The organism is Pseudomonadota bacterium (genome assembly GCA_039196715.1).
GTDB lineage: Bacteria > Pseudomonadota > Gammaproteobacteria > CALCKW01 > CALCKW01 > CALCKW01.
In genome coordinates this window covers 165907-187116 of the sequence record JBCCUP010000002.1, presented here as the reverse complement: position 1 = coordinate 187116, position 21210 = coordinate 165907, and the positions used below count along the sequence as shown (strand labels likewise).

The following is a 21210-nucleotide window of genomic DNA, read 5'->3' as shown; positions in this document are numbered from 1 at the left end:
GCTCTGACGCCGCCGTGCGTCGGCGCTTCAGGGTGGCGCTTTACGCGCGACGCGTGCCCCGGGGCCCCCCCGCCGACCCGGGGGTGGCGCACGTTTTCCCTCACTTCGGTAAATCGCTAACGTGCTGTTCTTCATCGCGCGCCGGCTGGGCCAGTCGATTCTGGTCATGGCTGTGGTGTCGATCATCAGTTTCTCGCTGTTCAACTTCGTCGGCGACCCGGTCAACAACATGGTGGGCCAGGAGGCAACCCGCGAGCAGCGCATCGAGATGCGCCAGCAACTCGGGCTCGACGACCCGATACTGGTACAGTACGGGCGCTTCGTCGGCAACGTATTGCAAGGCGATTTCGGCCTCTCCTACCGCATCCGTCGCCCGGTGCTCGAACTGATCGGCGAACGCCTGCCCGCCACACTCGAGCTCGTGTTCGTCTCGGCGATCATCGCGACCGTGCTCGGGATCGGGCTGGGCATCTACACCGGCATCAAGCGGCACGCGCTGTTCAGCCGCGCCGTGATGTCAGTCAGCCTGGTCGGTGTCAGCCTGCCGACCTTCATCATCGGCATCGCGCTGATCTACGTCTTCGCCGTGCACTTGCGCATGCTGCCGTCCTCCGGCCGCGGCGGCACGGTCGACCTCGGCTGGTGGAAGACTTCCTTGCTCACGGTCGACGGCTGGCGGTCGATCATCCTGCCGGCCATCACGCTGTCGCTCTTTCAGCTCACGATGATCTTGCGGCTGGTGCGCGCCGAGATGCTCGAAGTCATGCGCACCGATTTCATCAAGTTCGCCCGGGCCCGCGGGCTCGCGACGCGCTCGATCCACTTCGTGCACGCGCTGCGCAACACGCTGGTGCCGGTGATCACCATCATCGGCCTCAACATCGGCGCGCTGATCGCCTACTCGGTCATCACCGAAACGGTGTTCCAGTGGCCAGGGACAGGCTTGATGTTCATTCAGGCGGTCGACTTCGTCGACGTGCCCGTGATGTCGGCGTACATGCTGTTCGTCGCCTTCCTGTTCGTGGTGATCAACCTCGTCGTCGACCTGCTCTACTTCTTCGTCGACCCCCGCATCCGCGTGGAGTCCTGACATGGATGCGCTGAAATCCCGCTGGGCCCGTCTCACCGACAACGACGTCCTCTACTCGTTCTTCCACAGCCCCGGGGCGCTGCTTGCCGCCTTCGTGACACTCGCGGCCGTGGTCGCGTGTTTTGCCGCGCCGTGGATTGCGCCCTACAACCCCTTCGACCCGTCGCAGATTTCGCTCTGGGACGGCAAGCTGCCGCCGGTCTGGGTGGACGGCGGCGACCCGCGCTACCTGCTCGGCACCGACAACCAGGGCCGGGACATGCTCTCGACGCTGCTCTACGGTGGGCGCATCTCGATCACGGTCGGCATCGCCGCGGTGTTGATGGGCATGGTGCTCGGCGTCGCACTCGGTGTGATCTCCGGCTACGCCGGCGGCACAGTCGACACGGTGATCATGCGCCTCGCCGACGTGCAGCTCACCATCCCGGGCATCCTGCTCGCGATCCTGATCAACGGCATCGGCCGCGCGATCCTGCCGCCCGACATCCGCGACGACATGGCGATCTACGTGGTGATCATCGCCGTGGGCCTCACCGACTGGCCGCAGTTCGCACGGGTGGCGCGCTCGGCGACCCTCGTTGAGGCCGAAAAGGAATACGTGCAAGCGGCGCGGCTGATCGGTCTGCCGAACCTCACGATCATGCTGCGCCACATCCTGCCGAACACGCTGCGGCCGGTGCTGGTCATCGCGACCATCGGCCTCGCGCTCGCGATCATCTCTGAGGCGACCTTGAGCTTTCTCGGCCAGGGCATCCCGCCGACCACGCCGTCGCTCGGCACGTTGATCCGCGTCGGCAACGAGTACCTCTTCTCGGGGCTGTGGTGGATCACCCTGTTCCCGGCGCTCGCGCTGGTGGCGCTGGTGTTCTCGGTCAACCTGCTGGGGGATTGGATGCGCGACGCACTCAATCCGAAGCTGCGCTGATGTCAGTGGTTCGCATCGAAAACCTGAACGTCGAGTTCCCGTCGCGCCGCGGCAACGTGCTGGCGGTGCGCGACGTCTCGCTCGAGGTGGCACCGGGCGAGGTGCTGGGCCTCGTCGGCGAGAGTGGCGCGGGCAAGTCGACGGTCGGCAACGCGCTGATCAACCTGCTCGAGCCGCCGGGCCGGATCGTCTCGGGCCGGGTGCTGTTCGACGGCACCGACCTCACTACGCTCGACGACGAGACGCTGCGCGGGTACCGCGGCTCGCGCATCGGCATGATCTTCCAGGACCCACAGACGTCGCTGAACCCGCTCATGACGGTCGGCGAACAGCTGGTTGAAACACTGCGCAGCACCAAGGCGCTCGACGCCGCGGCCGCCGAGGCCGAGGCCATCGCGCTGCTCGAGTCTGTCGGCATCAGCGAACCGCGCGCACGACTCAAAGCCTACCCGCACCAGTTCTCGGGCGGCATGCGCCAGCGCGTGGTGATCGCGCTCGCGCTCTCGGGCGACCCGGACCTGATCATCGCGGACGAACCGACCACCGCGCTCGACGTGTCGATTCAGGCGCAGATCCTCGAACTGATCAAGTCGCTCTGCGCCTCGCGCCAACTCGGTGTGATCCTCGTGACCCACGACATCGGCGTGATCGCCGAGATCGCCGACCGGGTGGCGGTGATGTACAACGGCGAGGTTGTCGAGACCGGCGACGTGGCCCAAGTGATCGGGGCGCCCAAGCACGACTACACCAAGAGCCTGATTGCCGCGGTGCCGCGCGGCGACCGCAAAATCGACCGCTTCACGCTGATTGACTACATCGAGGGCGGCACCAGCAAGCTCAAACCGATCGACGTCGAAACGCACTGGCTCGGCGCGCGCACCGCCGACACGGCAGCCGACACCGACGTCGCGCTGACGGTGGCCAACGTCAACAAGACCTTCGTGCTGCAACGCGCGTTCTTCAAACGCAACCAGACCGCGATCACCGCACTGGACGACGTCTCTTTCGAGGTCACCGCCGGCGAGAGCTTCGGCCTCGTCGGGGAAAGTGGCTCCGGCAAGTCAACGGTCGCGCGGATCATCGCCGGGCTCTACCCGGCCGACAGCGGGCGCATCACCGTCCGCGGCCAGGATGTTCTGAGTGCGCCGAAGTCCGACGCGGTCAAGGCGGTGCGACGCAGCGTGCAGATGGTTTTCCAGGACCCGTACTCCTCGCTCAACTCGCGCATGCGCGTGCGCGACATCGTCGCCGAGCCGATCCGCTTCCACCGCTCGACGGGCTCGGAAGCGGAGACGCGGCAGATCGTCTCAGACCTGCTCGAGCACGTTGGCTTGCCGCGCACCGCCGAGCTCAAATACCCGCACGAGTTCTCGGGCGGTCAGCGCCAACGCATCTCGATCGCGCGGGCGCTGGCGTCGCGACCGCGCATCCTGATCTGCGACGAACCCACCTCGGCACTCGATGTGTCGGTGCAGGCGACGATCCTGAACCTGTTGAAGGATTTGCAAGCCGAGCTCGGTCTGACGCTGCTGTTCATCAGCCACGACCTGCCCGTCATACGCCAGATGTGCGACCGCGTGGCGGTGATGCGACACGGCGCCATCTGCGAGATCGCCGAGACCAACACGCTCTTCGACGCGCCGCAGCACGACTACAGCCGGCACCTGCTGAACCTGATGCCGAAACTGACCTCGCTCGGCGACGCCTGATCGGCGAACGGCTGTGGGGCGGGCGGATGCGGTCTCTTCGACGTCGCTTCGCGGCGCCGGGGCGGCCACGGCGTTGTGTGTCGTGCAGGCGAATCCTCTAGGATGACCGCAGTCACACGGGGGCGGGTATGGGCATCTGTGCGTTGAGCTACATCGGAGTGCGGTCGGACCGCGAGGCCGACTGGCACGCGTTTGCGACCGGGCAACTCGGCATGCACGCGGTCGACGCCGCCGGACGACACCGCAGCTTTCGCATGGACGGGCAAGCACAACGCTTCGTCGTCTCGGACGAGACCGGTGACACGCTTGCTTTTCTCGGTTGGGAAGTGGCAACGCGCGACGACCTCGAACACCTCGCCGCGCAGCTCGACGCTGCCGGCACCGCCGTCACGCCGGGTTCGGCTGCCCTCGCCGACCGCCGCCAGGTGGGCGCGCTGGTTCACTTCAGTGACCCGGCCGGCAACCGCGTGGAGTTGGTCGTCGACCCGGTACAGGCCGACACCGCGTTCGCACCCGGACGCCCGATCAGCGGCTTCGTCACCGGGCCGCTCGGACTCGGCCACGCGGTGTTGCACGTGCCGGACGCCGAGGCGCTGGTGCCGTTCTACCGGGATCTGCTCGGCTTTCGGGTCAGCGACTACGGCCTGACACCGGTGCCGATGTTCTTCTTTCACGTCAACGGCCGCCACCACAGTTTCGCCATCATCGGCTCGGGCCAGGCCGGGCTACACCACTTCATGGTCGAGTACGGCAACCTCGACGACGTCGGGCAGGGCTACGACCTCGCACTCGCCCGCGGCGACGGCATCGCCTACACCCTCGGTCGCCACACCAACGATTACATGACCAGCTTCTACGCGCACACGCCGTCGGGCTTTTTCATCGAGAGTGGCTGGGGTGGCCGCGTGATCGACCCCGCCACGTGGACACCGCACGAGACCCACTGCGGTCCGAGTTTCTGGGGGCACGACCGCCCGTACCTGCCGGACGCGCAACGCGACGCGTTTCGCGCGCTGCGCACGGCCGCCGCGGAACAGGGCCTGCGCGCGCCACCGGTCACCGAGTGCCCCTGGCTCTACGACCTGATGCACCGTCGGTGACCACGCCCGCCTACCGCTGCGACGTCGCCGTGGTCGGCTGCGGGCCAACCGGCGCCGTGCTCGCAAAACTCCTGGCCCTCAGCGGCGTGTCGGTGGTGGTGCTCGACCGCGCCGCCGACCTCTACCCGCTGCCCCGGGCGGTGCACTTCGACGACGAGTGCATGCGCGTGTTCCAGACTGTTGGGATCAGCGATGCCCTGCGTGAGCGCGTTCGGGTCAACCCGGGCATGCGCTTTGTCGCGCCGGATGGGCGCTGCCTGCTCGACTGGCCACGTCCCGCCGAGATCACACCGCAAGGCTGGCACGCCAGCTACCGGCTGCATCAGCCCGACCTCGAGCAACTGCTGCGCGCCACCCTCGACCGCGACCCGGCCGTCGATTTGCTGACCGCGCACCGTGTCGACGGCCTCGTCTCGAGCGACGACGGCGTGGTGCTCCATGCCGTCGACGAGGCGACAGGCACACCGACTCGGGTGGCTGCGCGCTACGCGGTTGGCTGCGACGGCGCCCGCTCGACGGTGCGCTCGGCACTCGGTCTCGAGTACACCGACCTCGGCTTCACCGAACGCTGGCTGGTGATCGATCTGCTGCTGACCCGCGAGCGCCCCGACCTCGGCGACCACACGCTGCAGTTCTGCAACCCCGAGCAGCCCGCCACCTACTGCCGCAACCCGGGCACGCGCCGACGCTGGGAATTTCGCTTGAACACCGACGACGACGAGGCCACCGAGACTGAAACGGCGCGGATCTGGGCGCGGCTCGCGCCCTGGCTCGCACCGCACGAGGCCGAGATCGAACGGCGGGCGGTGTACACCTTCCGCTCGGCGGTGACCAAGGCCTGGCGCCGTGGCAGGGTTTTGTTGGCGGGTGACGCGGCGCACCTGACACCCCCGTTTATGGGTCAAGGTATGTGCGCCGGCATCCGCGACGCCGCCAACCTCGCCTGGAAAGTGGCCAGCTGCATGGAAAACGGCGACGATCCCGCGCACTTGGACAGCTACGCTGCCGAGCGCGGCCCGCATGTGCGAGCCTACATCGATACCGCGGCACGGCTTGGCAACCTGGTCAGCACCGTCGACCCAACCCAGGCGCAGACACTCGCGACGGCCGGCACGGCGACCATGGCCTCGCTGTCACGGCGCCTCGGTGGCGTGTCAGCCGAGGCACACGATCGGGTCGGCACGCTCGCCCCACAACCCACACTCGCCGACGGCATTCGCCTCGACGACGCGGTCGGCTACCGACACGCGCTGCTGACACGCCACCGCCTGGTCGACGCGACCACACCGGCCGGGGTGGTACCGTTTGACGGCGAGACCCACCCCGGCGTGGCCGCGTGCCTGGACGCGCTCGGTGTCGACACGCTGAGCGTGCGGCCAGACCGTTACATCGACGCGGTGTACTGGGGAGGCCCCGATTGAGCCTCATACGCCCGGTGAGCCGTGCCCGACCCTGCGCCGTTGTGATCACCCGAGTGACGGACCATCAAAAACGCTGATTTACGCTTTGTAAACTGGAACGCCAGCCCGGTGCGCTTTATCAAATAGATCACGCCTCGCATTGCACTCGCCTGGAACTGAATCGGAGCCGCCCTACGCACGCGTGACGCGCGCCGCATAGCAGCCGCGCTTGGCATAGTGCAGGTGTGCGTACTCGACCTGAGGCTTCGCAAACCCGGCGTCGAGCGCAGCGGCGAGGCCGTCGCCGTCGACCAGGTCGGCGTCGATCATGTCGTGCGTCGCATCGAACCAGCGCACGGACAGAAAGCTGCGCCGCAGGGTTTCGGGCAGTTCATTCACACCAAACACCCCGGGTTGCGCGCCTTCTCGCACGTACACCGCGTGCCGCGAGCGGTAGGGGTTGGCGACGTCAAGGTGCAGGTGGTTGACCAGCAACACCGTTTCACCCGCGTCGGCGTAGCTCAGGCTCACCCGACAGGGCGCGTAGCCCGCCTGTTCGACGGTAACGCGGCGCGCATGGTGCGCGTCGAGGGCGGCGTCAGGCAGGGCGAACAACGGGGCAAAAGGTTCGACGGGCAAGGCGTGGACTTGAAAGGCCATAGGAGGCTCCTGTTGGGGGACGTCGATAGCAAGTCTGCGCGCTCCGGGGCCACACCGCCGCCCGAAACCTGCGCACTTCGCCCGGGGCAGACTGCTAAACTTTCCGGCTGACCTACGTGTGCCGCACCCCATGAAATCCCGCATCGCCGAGCTGCTTCAAACCGCCGTTGACCGCCTCGTGGCCGAGGGCAACCTGCCCGCAGGCACCGCACCGGCGATCCGGGTCGACGAGGCCAAAGACAAGGCGCACGGCGATTTCGCGAGCAACCTCGCCATGGTGCTGGCGAAACCGGCCGGCAAAGCGCCGCGCGCGGTCGCCGAGGCGCTGCTCGCGGCCCTGCCGGCCGACGACGCGATCGGCGGCGTCGAGATCGCCGGTCCCGGATTCCTGAACTTCCGTGTCGACGCGGGCGTGCTCGACCGCCAACTCGCGGCGATGCTCGCCGACACGCGCCTCGGGGTGCCGACCAACGACGCGCCCGAGACGGTGGTCATCGACTACAGCGCGCCAAACCTCGCCAAGGAAATGCACGTCGGGCACCTGCGCTCGACGATCATTGGCGACGCACTGGTGCGCGTGTTCGAGCGGCTCGGCCACACCGTGATCCGGCAGAACCACGTCGGCGACTGGGGCACGCAGTTCGGCATGCTGCTCGCGCACTTCGAAGCTGAACCGGCGGGGGCCGAGGCGCTGCTGCTCTCGGATCTCGAGGGCTTCTACCAGGCGGCGAAGAAGCGCTTCGACGCCGAACCCGCGTTCGCCGACCGCGCCCGCGAGCTGGTGGTCGCGATGCAAGCGGGCGACGCCGCGTGCATGGCGCTCTGGCACCAGTTCAACGACATCACGCTCACCCATGCCGACGCGCTCTACGCCCGGCTCGGGGTGCTGCTGACACGCGACGACCTCGACGGCGAAAGCCGCTACAACGACGACCTGCCACGCGTCGTCGCCGACCTCGAAGCCGCCGGGCTGCTGACGGAAGACGCCGGCGCCAAGTGCGTGTTCCTCGACGCCTTCACCAACAAGGCCGGCGACCCGCTGCCGTTGATTGTCGAGAAAGCCGGCGGCGGCTACCTCTACGCCACCTCCGACCTCGCGACGGTGCGCCTGCGCGTGCGCGAGTTCGATTGCGACCGCTCCCTGTACGTCGTCGACAAACGCCAGCACCTGCATTTCGAGCAGGTCTTTGCGGTCGCGCGCGCAGCGGGCTTCCTGCCCGAAGGCAAGCACTTCGAGCACCTCGGTTTCGGCACCATGAACGGCGAGGACGGCAAGCCGTTCAAGACCCGGGCCGGCGGCACCGTGAAACTCGCATCGCTGCTCGACGAAGCGGTGGAGCGCGCCAGCCAGGTGGTGGCAGAGAAACTGCCCGACGCGAGCGCTGAAGAGGCGCGCACCATCGCCGACCGCGTCGGCATCGCCGCAGTGAAATACGCCGATCTCTCGAAGAACCGTGCCACGGACTACATCTTCAGCTTTGACAAGATGCTGAGCTTCGACGGCAACACCGCGCCCTACCTGCTCTACGCCTGCGCCCGCATGGCGAGCCTGATGCGCCGCGCCGCCGAACAAAGCCTCACCCCGAGCGCCGCCCCGACGCTGGAACACGCTGCCGAGCGCGACCTTGCCAAGCACCTGGTGCGCTACGCCGCAACACTCGACGCAGTGGCCGCGCGCGGCTTCCCGAACCTCCTGTGCAACTACCTCTACGAGCTCGCGAGCTTCTACTCGACCTTCTACGAAGCCTGTCCGGTGCTGAGCAGCGAGGCGACGGTGGCCGCCAACCGCCTGGCGCTGAGTCAGCTCACCCACACGGTGCTGGTCGACGGCCTCGGCCTGCTCGGCATCGAGGCGCTCGAGCGCATGTGATGCGAGCGGGTGCACAGGCGGATTTTCACGCTCGGAACCTGTACAACCGCTGTCCAACGACTACGCTTTAGCTCCACGGTTCGGTCGCTGCGGGGTGTGCCCTGCAGCCAGTTCACGGGTAGATGGCGAGCAGCAAGAATTCAGCGGGCATTCAGATTGTCGGCCTGACGACCGCGTCGGTCTTTCTCATGTCCTTTGCGTTCCTGATGTACCGGCTCGAACGCTCCGCACCGGTTGAAACCGACACGCGCAGCCACGTGCAGTGGCGCAAGTCGTACCTCACACCACCGAAGCCGCGCGACACCATCGACGCCCTGATCGCGCGCCAGGCGGAGCCCAAACCGCCGGAGCCGCAGGAACCCGACTTCGATTTCTACCACGTGTTGCCCGAGTTCAGTGTCTACGTTGCACCGGACATCCAGGGCCAACCCGCTCGCGTCGGCCGCGCGCCACTGCAGCACGCGGCCCAGCGGCCCGCCCGGCGCGCCGAACCGCTGATCACCGCCGCGGTGACCCAGCCGGCCCAGCCGGTGATCATCCAGCAGCAGCCGGTGATCACCTACGCGCAGCCGGTGGCCCCTGCTGCGCTGGTGCAGGCGCGCGAGCTACCGCAGCCGGTCGAACCGGTGCCGACCGACCCACAGGCCAACACCCCCGGCGAGTGGCTGCAGGTCGGCGCCTTCAGCCGCCGAGACGACGCTTCACGGCGCCGTGCCGAAGTGGCGCTGCTCGGTCTGCGCGCGCACATCGAGCCAGCCGTGATCCGCGGCAACACGGTGTTCCGGGTCAAACTCGGCCCCTTCGACGACCGCAGCGCCCGCAGCGACGCCAACACCCGACTGAGCGGCGCCGGCATCGAGTCGATCATCAAATCGCGCTGAGCGCACCGCCGGCCCACACCTGACCGTTTCAGTCGCCTGCGCGCAAGTGCGGATAGCGCCTGCGCCCCAGTGTCGGGCCTCCCGCCCGCGAGTTGCCCACCGCATGCCCGAGCCCCGCGATCAGACACAGCGCGCCATCTGGACGCTGCTGGCCTCGGTCACGGCAATGGCCTTCGCCGACGCCATGGTCAAGTTCGTCAGCGCCGAGCTCTCGATCTGGCAGCTCTTCACCGTCCGCTCGCTGTGCGCGCTGCCGGTGATGGTGTTGATCACCCGTATGGCTGCGCTGCGGCGCGCGCTGCGCGCACCGGCGGTGTGGGCTCGCAGCGTGCTGTTGGTGTTGTGCTGGCTCGCCTACTACGCTGCGCTTCCGTGGCTCGAACTGTCGGTGGCCGCGGTCGCGGTCTACACCAACCCGATCCTCACCACCGTGCTCGCCGCGGTCTGGCTGCGCGAGCCGGTCACGGGCCGGCAGGCGGCCGGCGTGGTGATCGGCTTCGTCGGCGTGCTCGTGATCATCAAGCCCGGCACCGGCGCAGTCAGTGCGGCCGCGTTGCTGCCCTTCCTCGCGGCGGCGCTCTATTCGGTGGCAATGATCACCACGCGCGCGCACTGCCAGGGCCAGCACCCGCTCGCGATGGGTACGGCGCTGCACCTCGCCTTCGTGCTCGCCGGCGTGATCGGTCTGGTGGGGCTCGCGCCACTGCTGTCCGCGCTCGGCTCGACGCCCGGCAGCGCGTTTCTGACCGGCGGGTGGGCACCGCTCAGCGGCGCCAATTGGGCCATCCTCGCCGGTCTCGGCCTGCTCGCGGCGGCCTACTTCTCGGGTGTGGCGTACGCCTACCAGTCGGCACCACCCCAGCGACTGGCAACCTTCGATTACGCCTATCTCGTCTCGGCCGCACTCTGGGGGGCGGCGCTGTTCGCCGAGGTGCCGAGCATCTCCACCGTACTCGGCATGGCGCTGATCACGGTCGCGGGACTGCTCGTCGCCTCGACGGCACCGGGCGCCGCAGAGGCGCGCTGACGCGTTCGACGTCACCCCTGGTAGCGGCGCGTGCGTACTTCCACGGTTGGTTTCATTGGCCAGGATCGGTACCATGCCCGCGCGCAAATCGGTCTTTCGCACTTAGGCCACGCGACACCCGCCAGCCCACTTGGCTCTCAGCCGTGAGCACCCCCACGCGGTGTTGTCCCCCGGGTTCACGACCAACGCAGTGATTTCGCACTTTGTTTCGCTGCAAACGGTGACCCGCCAGACACTCACGAATCCGGTCATTCCCACCCCGCTCCGCCGCCGTGCGGCCCGCGGCTGCGTACTCGGCTCCGCCTTGGCGGGCGGGCATGGCACGGTCGCTGCGACACACCGGGGATACCTGATCAGAGACCGTGGCAACGCGTTGCCACACGCCGGGCCAGGACGGCCGTTGACGGGCACCAAAGGACAGGCCAGACGTTCACATGGGAATGAACCGGATCAATGGACTGCTGACCGACATGTCGGTCTTCGTGCGCGTGGTCGAGAGCGGCAGCTTCTCGGCGGCGGCGCGCGCGCTCGGCATGACGCCGTCGGCGGTCAGTCGACAGGTGTCGCGACTCGAACGCGCACTGTCCTCCAAACTGCTTGAACGCAACACCCGCAACCTCCGCCTGACGGAGTTCGGCGCGCAGGCCTTTGAACGCTGCCAGCGCATGCTCGCCTCGGCCACCGAGGTGCTCGAACTCGCCGAGATCACCAGCCTGATCCCGACCGGGATGCTGCGCGTGAGCTCGCCCAAGGCCTTCGGCAAGCAGGTGCTGCACCCGCTGATCCCGGAATTCCTCGAGCGCTTCCCCGACGTCGACATCCAGTTGATGATCTCGGATCAACGGCTCGACCCGATCGCCGACCAGCTCGACCTGATCATCTCGATCACCGATGCGCCAATCGAGGGCCTGGTGGCACGCCGCCTGACTCGGGTGCACCCCTTCCTCTGCGCCTCACCGGCCTACCTGGCTGAACACGGCACCCCCGAATCGCCGGCCGACCTCACCGGGCACCGCTGCATCTTCAGCGGCGAGAGCGCCACCGAGTCGACCTGGCACTTCGTGCGCGACAACGTCGACGCCTCTGTGCAAGTGCGAAGCCGCTACAGCGTCAACCACACCGAGGTGCGCCTCGACTGTGCAGCGCGCAACCTCGGCATCACCTGCCTGCCCGACTTCACCGTGCGCGACGCGATCGACCGCGGCGAGCTGGTGCAGGTGCTGCCCGACTGGCAATTTCTCGGCACCAACCAGGGCTGGGCCTACCTGCAGTTCCCGGCCTCCAAGTACCTGCCGCCAAAGACGCGGGCGTTCATCGATTACCTGATCGACAAGCTCGATCCGCACAGCAGCACGCTGGCCGCCCCGTCAGTGCGGTGATGCACGCCGCCGCTGACGCGGCATATGCATAGAACCAACCGGTATTTCACACTGTTCGACCCGGTGGCTAGGGTGTCGTCCCCGCCGCGTAGGACGAGCGATGCACCAGTACCCCCACGAAGAGCGCGCCTTGCTGCACCGGCGCGCCGACCCGCTCCGCGGCCAGGTGACCCGGTTTCTCGACGGCCAGCTCGACGAGGACGAGTTCACGCAGCTGCGCCTGCGCAATGGGCTCTACATGCAGCGCCAGGCGCCGATGATGCGCGTCGCAATCCCCTCCTGCGTGCTCGGCGTCGAGAAGCAGGGCGTGGCGCGGTACCCGCTCACGCTCGGTGGGCGTTCGAGCGCCGGCGCGCGCATCGGCCAGCGCCTCGGCACGGCGATCGCCAAGGCGAACGTCGCCGACGTCGACGAGCTGCAGCACACACTCACCGAACTGCGCCCAGACGCCTGAGACACCGATGGATCACATGCCCATTTTCATGGCGCTGAAGACACGCCGCGCCCTGGTGGTTGGCGGCAGCCAACTGGCCTCACGCAAGGCCACCTTGGTGCTGAACGCCTGCCCGCAGGTCGAGGTACTTTGCGACGCGCCCGGCCCGGCCATGCAAAAGCTGATCGCCTCGCACGGCCTGGCCCACCACGCCGGCCCCTTTACTGCCAGTCACCTCGACGGCGTCGCGCTGGTGATCGCCGCAACCGATGACGACGCCCTCAACCGCGCGGTGTTCGAGGCGGCCACGGCGCGCGGGGTGCCGGTGAACGTCGCCGACCAACCCGCACTCTGTAGCTTCGTGCTGCCGGCCATTGTCGACCGCGCGCCCGTGACCATCGCGGTCTCGACCGGCGGGCGCTCACCGGTGTTGGCACGTCACGTCAAAGCCCTGCTGGAGCGCGCCCTGCACCCGCGTCTCGGGGGCTTTGCCACCTGGTTGGCACGGTGGCGCCAGCCGGTCCGCGACGCACTCGACGATGAGCGCGACCGTCGGCGCTTCTGGGAGAGGATCATCGACGGCCCGGTGGGCGATCTCGCGCTGACAGACCCCAACCTGGCTGATAGTGAGATACAATCGCATTTGGAAGACCCGGTATCCGCCGCTGGCAACTTGCGTGTGGTGGGCGTGTTGCCCGGTGACGTCGACAGCATCACGGTTGCCGCGCACCGCGCGCTGACCCGCGGCGATCTGGTGTTGATCGAGCCCGACGCGAACCGCGACATCCTGCAGCTGTGCCGGCGGGAAGCGGACGTTCGGGAACTGACGCACCCGGCCGACGCCAACTGGATCGCGGAGCGGGTGCGCGCCGGTCGGCGCGTCGTGTTGATACGTCACTATAACGCTCTCTCGACACGCGTTGCAGACGCGCTGACGTGGTGCAGCGCCGGTCTGGACACCGTGGTCTTGCCCGCAGCAGAGCCGCGGGTTCTGTCGCATCTGCCGCAGACGGAAGCGGCGTAGTCACGAGTTGAAATTGATGGCCAAGTACGCGACCGAGCGGGTCCTTGACGTTCGCCACTGGAACGACACACTGTTCAGCTTTCGCACCACGCGCGAGCTGAGCCTCCGCTTTCGCAACGGTGAATTCATCATGATCGGTCTGCAAACGGAACAGGCCAAGCCGGTGATGCGCGCCTACAGCATCGCGAGCGCCAACCACGACGAACACCTGGAATTCTTCAGCATCAAGGTGCCCGATGGCGCCCTGACCAGCCGCTTGCAGCACCTGAAGCCGGGGGATGACGTGCTGATCGGCAGCAAGCCCACAGGCACCCTGGTGGTGACCGATCTGAACCCGGGCAAGCACCTCTATCTGCTCGCAACCGGCACCGGCCTCGCGCCCTTCCTGAGCATCGTGCAGGACCCCGACGTCTACGAGCGCTTCGAGAAGGTCGTGCTGGTACACGGCGTGCGATGGGTCAGCGAACTCGCCTACGCCGAGTGGCTGACCGACACCTTGCCGAACCACGCGTTTCTCGGCGAGCACGTACGCGACAAGCTGATCTACTACCCGACGGTGACGCGCGAACCGTTCGAGAACACCGGTCGGCTCACGCATGCCATCGAGGACGGCACACTCGCCGGGAAAATCGGGCTGCACAATCTGAATCCCGAAACCGACCGGGTCATGCTTTGCGGCAGCCCCGCCATGCTGGCGGATCTCGGCAGCCTGCTCGACGCGCGCGGCTTCGCCATCAGCCCGAAGACCGGCGTGCCGGGCGACTACGTGATCGAACGCGCTTTCGTCGAGCGGTGACAGGCGAACCGCTGAGCGGTCGTCAGCACCCTCAGGGCCAGCGGTAGAGCGACGCTGTCGGGCGCGAACCGAGCACGCGCGCGCCAAGGCGCAGCGCGGCATTGCGGGGCCGACAGGCCCGGGTGCCGCGCAGGTTCAACGCCTGCCCGAGGCGCCACGACCGGTTGACCACGGCGTCGACCCGCGCCGCCCGCACGGCGCGGAACCGTTCCAGTGCCACCGGCACCGGCTCGGCACCGAGCAAGGCACTGGCGAGCGCGTGGCTGTCCTCGATGGCCTGTGCACCCCCCTGGCCGAGGTTCGGCGTCGCCGCGTGGGCGGCGTCGCCGAGCAAGGTCGCGTGCCCGACCGACCAGCGTGGCAGGCGCGCAAGGTCCTGCAGCGGGCCGGCAATGCGCGCGCCGAGCGGCGTTGCCGACAGCAGTTCACCGACCGGGTCCGAGAAGCCGGCAAAGCGGGCAGCGAGGTCGGCGTTGGCCGGCGTGCCCGACTGCGCTGCGCCCGGCTCCGACACGGTGGCGTACCAGTAGACCTGATCCGGCCCGATCGAGACGAAGCCGATCCGCGCGCCGTCCCCCCACATCTCGGTCAACTGTGACCGCCAGGTGGCAGCCAGACGGACGGGCGCGACCCCCCGCCAGCAGTGCTGCCCGGCACACCGCAAGGCACTGCTCGGAAACAGCGCGGACCGCACGCGCGAGTGCACGCCGTCGGCGCCGACCAGCAGGTCGGCTCGCTGCACGGGACGGCCGGTGAGCGTGAACGCCACACCGGCGCAAGCCGCACGGCCCGTTCGAACACGGTGGTGTCGTGGCCCTGACGCTGAAGGGCGATGGCGGTGGCGAGCCCGCCGATGCCGGCCCCGATGATGGCGCATTGCATGGGGTCGACCATAGCAGCTCGCCCAGGCCGCGCGGCACGCCAGACCAGGCGTGCAGGAAAGGCCGATTTTTTGCTTCGTTACGTCATTGCAACGGCCCCTGACGCGTCCCGCGGTGTGACACGACGCCCAACGAGAGCACTTCGCCATGCTGCGCACGACAGACCCGACAGACTTCGCCCACCACACCGGCAGAGCAAACGCAGCGGTCGCGCGGCCCCGCGCGGCAGCGCGCCGTCGGCAGTCCGGCATCACGCTGATCATCGCGTTGATGTTGCTGACGATCCTGACCGTCGCGGGCCTTTCGGTCGCGAACATCTCGACCGTCGAGATGCGCATCGCGCAAAACGAGACCAGTGCGCTTGAGAGTTTCGAGGCGGCCGAGTCGGGTTTACGCCGCGTGCTGCGCTCGCCAGCCATGCGCGAAAGCGAACTCAACCCCTTCGTCAACGGTGCCGACCCGGTCAACGATGTGCGCAACCTGAGCTTTCCGAACGCCGCCTCCGGGTGGACCTCGGAGGTCGAGGTCCGTCCGCTCGGCCCGCCCATGCCCTGCCCGATCTCGAACGTTTCGGTGGCCGGCACCGACAAGTGCGTGTTCTACGAGATCACCTCGACCAGCGCCGACGGCCCGGGCCGTGGCGGCGAGCGCGCGGTGACCGGCAGCGCCTACGTGAAAGTGTCTGACGGCGACGTGAGCACCTTCTACACCTCCAACTGAGCCCCCTCACCCCCGGCGGCCACGGCGCCGCCCGGCTCACTCGAGTCCCCGCATGAACGCACCCTCTCGACACGCCCCATCCCACCTGTCTGCCCGTTCATCCACGCGCCCGGTACGCGCACTGAGGCGAATCGGACACACGCTCGCGCTTAGCCTGCTCTCACTCACCGGCGCCCAGGCGCTTGACACGGACATCTACTTCGACCGTTCGGTTGGCGTGCAACCGAACGTGGTGTTCTACCTCGACTCTTCGGGCAGCATGGGCGCGAGCATGGCCGCACCCGCGCAGTACGACAACACCAACACCTACACTGGGCCCTTCGATCCGAACACGCTGTACTACTCACTCGACGGGACCATCCCGACCTCGACGGCGTCGGTGCATTCCGGTGCGCTGAGCTTCCTCCATTGCGAGACCGGCCGGTCGCACATCTTCAACCGCAACTGGGGTTTCTACACCGCCCGCTTTGTTGCGCGACTGCCGAACCCGGTGCCCGGCAACACCACTGCCGAGGACGTGTGGCTGCCGCTCGCCAACGGCACCTGGAACACCGCGTCACCGCACCTGCTCGAATGCTTCGAAGACCAGAACTTCACCACCGGCTGGGGCCATGGCGAGAACGGCACCACCTTCAACGCCTTCGCCAGCCCGAGCAAGACCAGCCCGTGGACCACCAACCAGTCCGCACAGATCGACTGGGACCCGGTCGGCTGGGCCACGGTGATGCGTGGCAACTACATAAACTACAAGCTTGCCCCGCCGTCCGGACCAAACCTCACACGCATCGAGGTGATGCGCCAGATCATCAAGGAGCTCGGCCAGCGGTTCCCGATGATGAACGCGGGCATCGCCAGCATGAACGGCAACGAGGGTGCGTCGATCAACTTCGAGGTCTCGGACATCAGCGACGCCGGTTGGCGTCACGTCTACGAGAACACGATCAATGAAATAAACGCCGGCGGTGCGACACCGCTGGCCGAGGGCCTCTACGAGATCTACCGCTATTTCCGCGGTGACCCGGTGCATTTCGGCCTGCCGCCCTTCGGCCAGAGCGTGCCGCGCGCCTACAGCACGAGCAATGTCTACCACACACCCGTGACGCACGAATGCCAACGCAACCACGTGATCATGCTGACCGACGGTGTGCCGTGGAGTGACAGCAACCAAGCGCTGATTCAGACCCTGCCCAACTTCGACGCCGAGACCGGTGTGACGGGCTCGTGTTTCTCGGGCAACAACCGTGACTCGAGCAACAGCTGCCTCGACGACCTCGCGCGCTACATGGCGAATGTCGACGTCGCACCGGGCCTCGCCAACGTGCTCGATGACGACAACGACGGCGTGCCCGACGGCCAGGTGGTCAAGGTGCACCCCGTTGGCATCCAGATCGATTTCGAATTGCTCGAACGCACCGCCGAGGCGGCCGGGACGCGCTACTACACCGCACAGAACGCAATTCAGCTCGAGCGCGACCTGATGGAACTGCTCTCGAACCTCACCCGCAACCAGTCGGTTGCCAGTTCGCTGGTGACGAGCTCCGACCAGTTCAGCCGGCTCTCCCACCGAAGCGAAGTGTTCATCGCACAGTACGAGCCCACCTCGCGCTTTCAGTGGAAAGGCAACCTGAAGAAATACCGCATCCACTACGACGGCTTGCGCCCCTACCTGACGGACTCCGACGAGGTGAACAACCCGGAGATCCTGACCGCTGACGGCAGCATCCTCGCCAGCGCCCGCAGCTACTGGTCGTCGAGCAACGACGGCAACGACATCCTCAAGGGCGGCGCGCGCGAGCGCCTGGCGGCCAAGGCACCGAACACACGCCACCTCTACAGCCGCACCACCGACCTCGAAGCCAATCTCAGTTCCTGGATGCACGCGCTGGAGTTCACCAACCCGCCGGTCAACGCCGGGCTCGGGGCGTTCGAACGCTCAAACGCCGAACGCGAACGGATCCTCGACTACGCCAAGGGTGTGGACCTGCTCGACGCTGACGGCGACGGCAGCACCAGCGATGGCCGCGGCCAGATCGGTGCGATGGTGCGCAACCAGCCAATCGTGATCCAGTACGGTGGCACCGAGGCCAACCCGGACCTCGTGGTCTTCACCGCCACCAGCGACGGCTACCTGCACGGCTTCGACGGCGTCACGGGCGATGAGATATTCGCGATCGCGCCGAGCGAGTCGCTGCCGCACTTCGTCACCCAGTACGACAACCAGAACACCGGCAAGAACCGGTGGTGGGGGATCGACGGCAACCTCTCGGCCCACATCATTGACCGCAACCGCGACGGCACGATCAGCAGGGCCGCTGGCGACAGCGCCGTGCTTTACCTGTCCTACGGACTCGGGGGTCGCGTGGTCTACTCCTTCGACGTGACCGAGGCCAACAACCGCACCTCGCCTCAGATCATTGAAATCGCCAAGAAGCACAGCGGGCTGAACTCGCGCTGGAGCGAACTCGGTCACGCACTGTCCAAGCCGGTGCCGTTCCGCATGCGAAACACCTCGACGGCGCAGAACTTCATGGCCTTCTCGATGGGCTACGACCCCAACGCGGAGTTCAGCTACACCGGCCACACCATGGGCCGCGGTATCGCCATCCTGCGCACCGACGACGGCTCGATTGCCTGGTCGGGCTACGCCAGCGGGAGCCCCGCGTTCTCGGACGACAGCTTCACCAACATGGACTTCGCTTTCGTCGCCGAGCCGAGCACACTCGACACCAACAACGACGGCTTTGCCGATCGGCTCTACGCGGTCGATCTCGGGGCCCAGGTGTGGCGCTTCGACATCGAAGACCACTTTGTGCGGCGATCGAGCAGTTCGGTGGACGGGTGGCGCGGCGCCGCCCTCGGCCGGGATGCTGACGGCGAGCGCCGACGCGCCTACAAACAGGTGCAAGCGGTGATGGTGCAGGATAAGGGTGCGGTGTGGGCTGCGCTGGTGGTGGGCAGCGGCGACCGCATGAACCCCACCTTGTCACCCAACACCAACCGACTGTTCATGATCAAGGACACCAACACGCTGGGCGTGCCTCAAACCACCCCTTTCGACGCCGGTGACCTCTACAACGCGACTGCCAACACCATCGGCAGCCTCACAAACCAGACCTTGCTTGCGCAGGAATACGAGGACCTCCGGGCTGCCAACGGCTGGTACATCGACTTGCCGCCGGACCGCAAAGCCATCTCGCGCCCGGTGATTGCCGAGGGGATCATCAACTACCCGGTCTACACGATTCCGTCGAGCAGCAACCCCTGTCAACACAACATCGGCCAGGGCAGTCTGTACCGCATGGCGTTGTACGATGCGCAACCGGTGCACGACTACAACCTGAACGGCACGCTCGACACCGACGATCGCGAGATTCCACTCAAAGGCGCGGGCATACCGCCAGACGCGGTCGGGCACCGCGACCCCGAGGGCAACCTGTCGGTGTGTGTCGGTTTCGAATGCTACCCGGCCGACCCGAACGTGCAACCCGGCGACGAGAACCCGAAGGTGTACGAGAGCTACTGGTTTCAACGCTGACGGTTCGGCGACGGCGTGACGCCGCCGCCCTGGTATCAGGAGACCAGCAGAGTGAAATCCCCGAAAGTCGACGACATGTCGATGAAGAGGCTGTCCGCGTTGGCGTTGAATGCCACGGCGTCCTGAAACACGGGCGGATCGAGGTGCGACAACTCGGATTGTGTCGCGTACCCGGCGGCAATGTGACCCAATACGATGTTGAGGAACTCGGCCACCGAGTCGTTGCGGACCGCGTCGTTGTCACTGAGGTCGGTGCCGAGGAACGCGGTGGAGACCGTTGCGGCAACATCGCGGTTCATGGTCCAGCCGATTCGCACCGGGCTTGGCATGTGGTACTGCTGATGCCAGACCGTGCGTTCGTTCGACTCGGGCAGCGCCGACACCACCTGAGACACCTGCACGTTCGCCTTGAGTACCCGCAAAAACAGGCGGGTCAGGGTGTCGACCGACTGCCGCACCAGCGCCGCGTGCACGTGCGCTTCGATGGTCGCGTTGTAGGAATCGACCACGACCGCGTTTTCTTCGGCGTGCAGGGCGAGTTCGCGTTTGACGGTGTCACTGTCGAGCACACCCTGCTCGACGAGGATCTCGCCAAAGTAGCGACGCCGCGATGATTGCAGGGAGAACAGTTTGTCGACCTGACCGCGATTCAGAAAGCCCTTCTCCACCGCCAGGTCGCCGAAACGCTTGTCAAAGCGTTGCTGATCAATGTTGATCTGGTGCGCCTGGTACTCGGTAAGGTAGCCCTGATCAACGGCCAGGGCGCCGATGGTCGGGTTGCACTCGCGTTGTACATCGAGTGCAAGCAAGAGCTGAGACTTGGAGATCAAGGCCTTTTCCAACAGGAATTGCCCAAAAAACTTAGCGCCCATGTCCGTCCCCGCTCAATTCAGTGCGGACAACGTCGACAGCGTTGCACCGACGGTGCTGGCTTCGAGCGGTTTCTGCAAGTAGGAGCGGGCGCCGTTGCGAAGGCAGGTCTCGACGTCCTGTTCGGAGCCGAGCGAACTGCAGATGACCACCTGCGCGTTGTCGTCGATGCTCATGATCTTGTTGAGTGCAGCCCGTCCGTCGTACTCGGGCATGACCAGGTCGAGCAACACGACGTCGGGTTGCAGTTCGAGGTACTGCTGCACTGCGTCTTTGCCGTCGCTGGCTTCGCCGATCACATCGTGACCCAGTTCGCTGACGATGTTCTTGGCCAGCATGCGCATCGACATTGAATCGTCGACCAGCAAGACTTTCAGTGGTCCGCTCACCGTGTCTCCCCCCACGTCCGTTCAGGTGTGCGCGCACCAAAAGGGCGCACGCTGTTCGTACGGCGACGTTACGGCAGCGGCCTCCGACACTTGATCGAGGCGGAACGGCCTGACAGTCATCGCGAGCGTGCCAACACAGTGGAGCCGCTTGCGGCAGACACCGCGGCGTGCGTAGCCGGAACGCACGGCCGTCAGCTGCGCGTCGGGATCAGGCGATGTGGGTGAGTTCGTGGATCCAGAACTTCTCCACCATGCCCTCGGTGGCAGCGAGGTAGGCGCTCAGGTGCTCGGCTTGCATGTGGGCCTGCCAGAGGTCGCGGCTGTCCCAGTTCTCGTAGAAGAGAAAAAAAGCCGGGTTTTCGTTGTCCTGGTGCAGGTCGTACTGGACGCAGCCGGCCTCGGCGCGCGTGATCGGCACAAGCTTCTCGAGCTCGGCCTTGACGGTGTCAATGTGCTCGGGGTGGGCAACGACGTTGCCGGTGATGGTCAGTTTGGCCACGGGTCGGTTCCTGGGTTGAGTG

General features: G+C 66.7%; 19 protein-coding genes. 14 read left to right on the top strand and 5 right to left on the bottom strand.

From position 1 onward, the window contains the following. Positions 1-121 precede the first annotated feature (121 nt). The 5 genes from AAGA11_02095 (at position 122) to AAGA11_02075 (ending at position 6245) form a co-directional block, all read left to right on the top strand. Entirely contained in the window at positions 122-1090 is a 969-nt protein-coding gene (locus tag AAGA11_02095; GenBank protein ID MEM9601630.1) for an ABC transporter permease, read from the top strand. A 1-nt stretch (position 1091) separates the two neighbouring features. Beyond that, positions 1092-2015 carry an ABC transporter permease gene (locus tag AAGA11_02090; protein MEM9601629.1) on the top strand — a complete coding sequence of 308 codons (924 nt, stop codon included), beginning with the start codon at positions 1092-1094 and terminating at the stop codon, positions 2013-2015. Beyond that, the gene (locus AAGA11_02085) at positions 2015-3724 is read left to right on the top strand and encodes an ABC transporter ATP-binding protein (GenBank protein MEM9601628.1); all 1710 of its coding nucleotides are present in this window, start codon (positions 2015-2017) and stop codon (positions 3722-3724) included. Before AAGA11_02090 ends, AAGA11_02085 begins: the two co-directional genes overlap by 1 nt. Positions 3725-3852: 128 nt before the next feature. Continuing rightward, a complete protein-coding gene (locus AAGA11_02080) occupies positions 3853-4824 on the top strand; it encodes a VOC family protein (GenBank protein MEM9601627.1) in 972 nt (323 codons plus the stop codon). Continuing rightward, entirely contained in the window at positions 4821-6245 is a 1425-nt protein-coding gene (locus tag AAGA11_02075; protein MEM9601626.1) for a bifunctional 3-(3-hydroxy-phenyl)propionate/3-hydroxycinnamic acid hydroxylase, read from the top strand. The genes AAGA11_02080 and AAGA11_02075 overlap by 4 nt, the downstream gene beginning before the upstream one ends. 171 nt (positions 6246-6416) lie before the next feature. On the opposite strand, the gene AAGA11_02070 is transcribed toward AAGA11_02075, so the two are convergent. Beyond that, positions 6417-6884: a DUF1203 domain-containing protein gene (locus tag AAGA11_02070; GenBank protein MEM9601625.1), complete on the bottom strand. Its 468-nt coding sequence runs from the start codon at positions 6882-6884 to the stop codon at positions 6417-6419. A gap of 130 nt (positions 6885-7014) precedes the next feature. On the opposite strand from AAGA11_02070, the gene argS reads away from it, so the two are divergent. The 7 genes from argS to AAGA11_02035 all read left to right on the top strand — a co-directional run bounded on the left by argS (position 7015) and on the right by AAGA11_02035 (position 14294). Further along, a complete protein-coding gene (argS, locus tag AAGA11_02065; protein MEM9601624.1) occupies positions 7015-8754 on the top strand; it encodes an arginine--tRNA ligase in 1740 nt (579 codons plus the stop codon). 122 nt (positions 8755-8876) lie between these two features. After that, positions 8877-9635: an SPOR domain-containing protein gene (locus AAGA11_02060; protein MEM9601623.1), complete on the top strand. Its 759-nt coding sequence runs from the start codon at positions 8877-8879 to the stop codon at positions 9633-9635. Positions 9636-9738: 103 nt separating this feature from the next. Next, positions 9739-10662, top strand: coding sequence for a DMT family transporter (locus tag AAGA11_02055; protein MEM9601622.1), 924 nt, complete (start codon positions 9739-9741; stop codon positions 10660-10662). Positions 10663-11102: 440 nt separating this feature from the next. Further along, on the top strand, positions 11103-12041 hold the full coding sequence (locus AAGA11_02050; protein MEM9601621.1) for a LysR family transcriptional regulator: 939 nt from the start codon (positions 11103-11105) through the stop codon (positions 12039-12041). A gap of 100 nt (positions 12042-12141) precedes the next feature. Then, on the top strand, positions 12142-12495 hold the full coding sequence (locus AAGA11_02045) for a hypothetical protein (GenBank protein MEM9601620.1): 354 nt from the start codon (positions 12142-12144) through the stop codon (positions 12493-12495). A gap of 7 nt (positions 12496-12502) precedes the next feature. Beyond that, positions 12503-13498 carry a siroheme synthase gene (locus tag AAGA11_02040; protein ID MEM9601619.1) on the top strand — a complete coding sequence of 332 codons (996 nt, stop codon included), beginning with the start codon at positions 12503-12505 and terminating at the stop codon, positions 13496-13498. 16 nt (positions 13499-13514) lie between these two features. Further along, the gene (locus AAGA11_02035) at positions 13515-14294 is read left to right on the top strand and encodes a ferredoxin--NADP reductase (protein ID MEM9601618.1); all 780 of its coding nucleotides are present in this window, start codon (positions 13515-13517) and stop codon (positions 14292-14294) included. A 31-nt stretch (positions 14295-14325) separates the two neighbouring features. On the opposite strand, the gene AAGA11_02030 is transcribed toward AAGA11_02035, so the two are convergent. After that, the gene (locus tag AAGA11_02030) at positions 14326-15036 is read right to left on the bottom strand and encodes an FAD-dependent monooxygenase (GenBank protein ID MEM9601617.1); all 711 of its coding nucleotides are present in this window, start codon (positions 15034-15036) and stop codon (positions 14326-14328) included. Between the two features lie 286 nt (positions 15037-15322). Here AAGA11_02030 and AAGA11_02025 point away from each other — a divergent pair, with 286 nt between their 5' ends. Next, positions 15323-15895: a pilus assembly PilX N-terminal domain-containing protein gene (locus AAGA11_02025; GenBank protein MEM9601616.1), complete on the top strand. Its 573-nt coding sequence runs from the start codon at positions 15323-15325 to the stop codon at positions 15893-15895. 52 nt (positions 15896-15947) lie between these two features. After that, a complete protein-coding gene (locus AAGA11_02020) occupies positions 15948-19430 on the top strand; it encodes a hypothetical protein (GenBank protein ID MEM9601615.1) in 3483 nt (1160 codons plus the stop codon). Between the two features lie 35 nt (positions 19431-19465). Here AAGA11_02020 and AAGA11_02015 read toward each other — a convergent pair whose 3' ends face one another. From AAGA11_02015 to AAGA11_02005, 3 genes are all read right to left on the bottom strand, one after another. Then, positions 19466-20302, bottom strand: a complete 837-nt coding sequence (locus AAGA11_02015; protein ID MEM9601614.1) for a hypothetical protein — start codon at positions 20300-20302, stop codon at positions 19466-19468. Positions 20303-20314: 12 nt separating this feature from the next. Continuing rightward, positions 20315-20689, bottom strand: coding sequence for a response regulator (locus tag AAGA11_02010; GenBank protein ID MEM9601613.1), 375 nt, complete (start codon positions 20687-20689; stop codon positions 20315-20317). Positions 20690-20897: 208 nt separating this feature from the next. Further along, positions 20898-21188 (bottom strand): putative quinol monooxygenase, encoded by a 291-nt coding sequence (locus AAGA11_02005; GenBank protein MEM9601612.1) that lies wholly within the window; start codon positions 21186-21188, stop codon positions 20898-20900. Positions 21189-21210 lie beyond the last annotated feature (22 nt).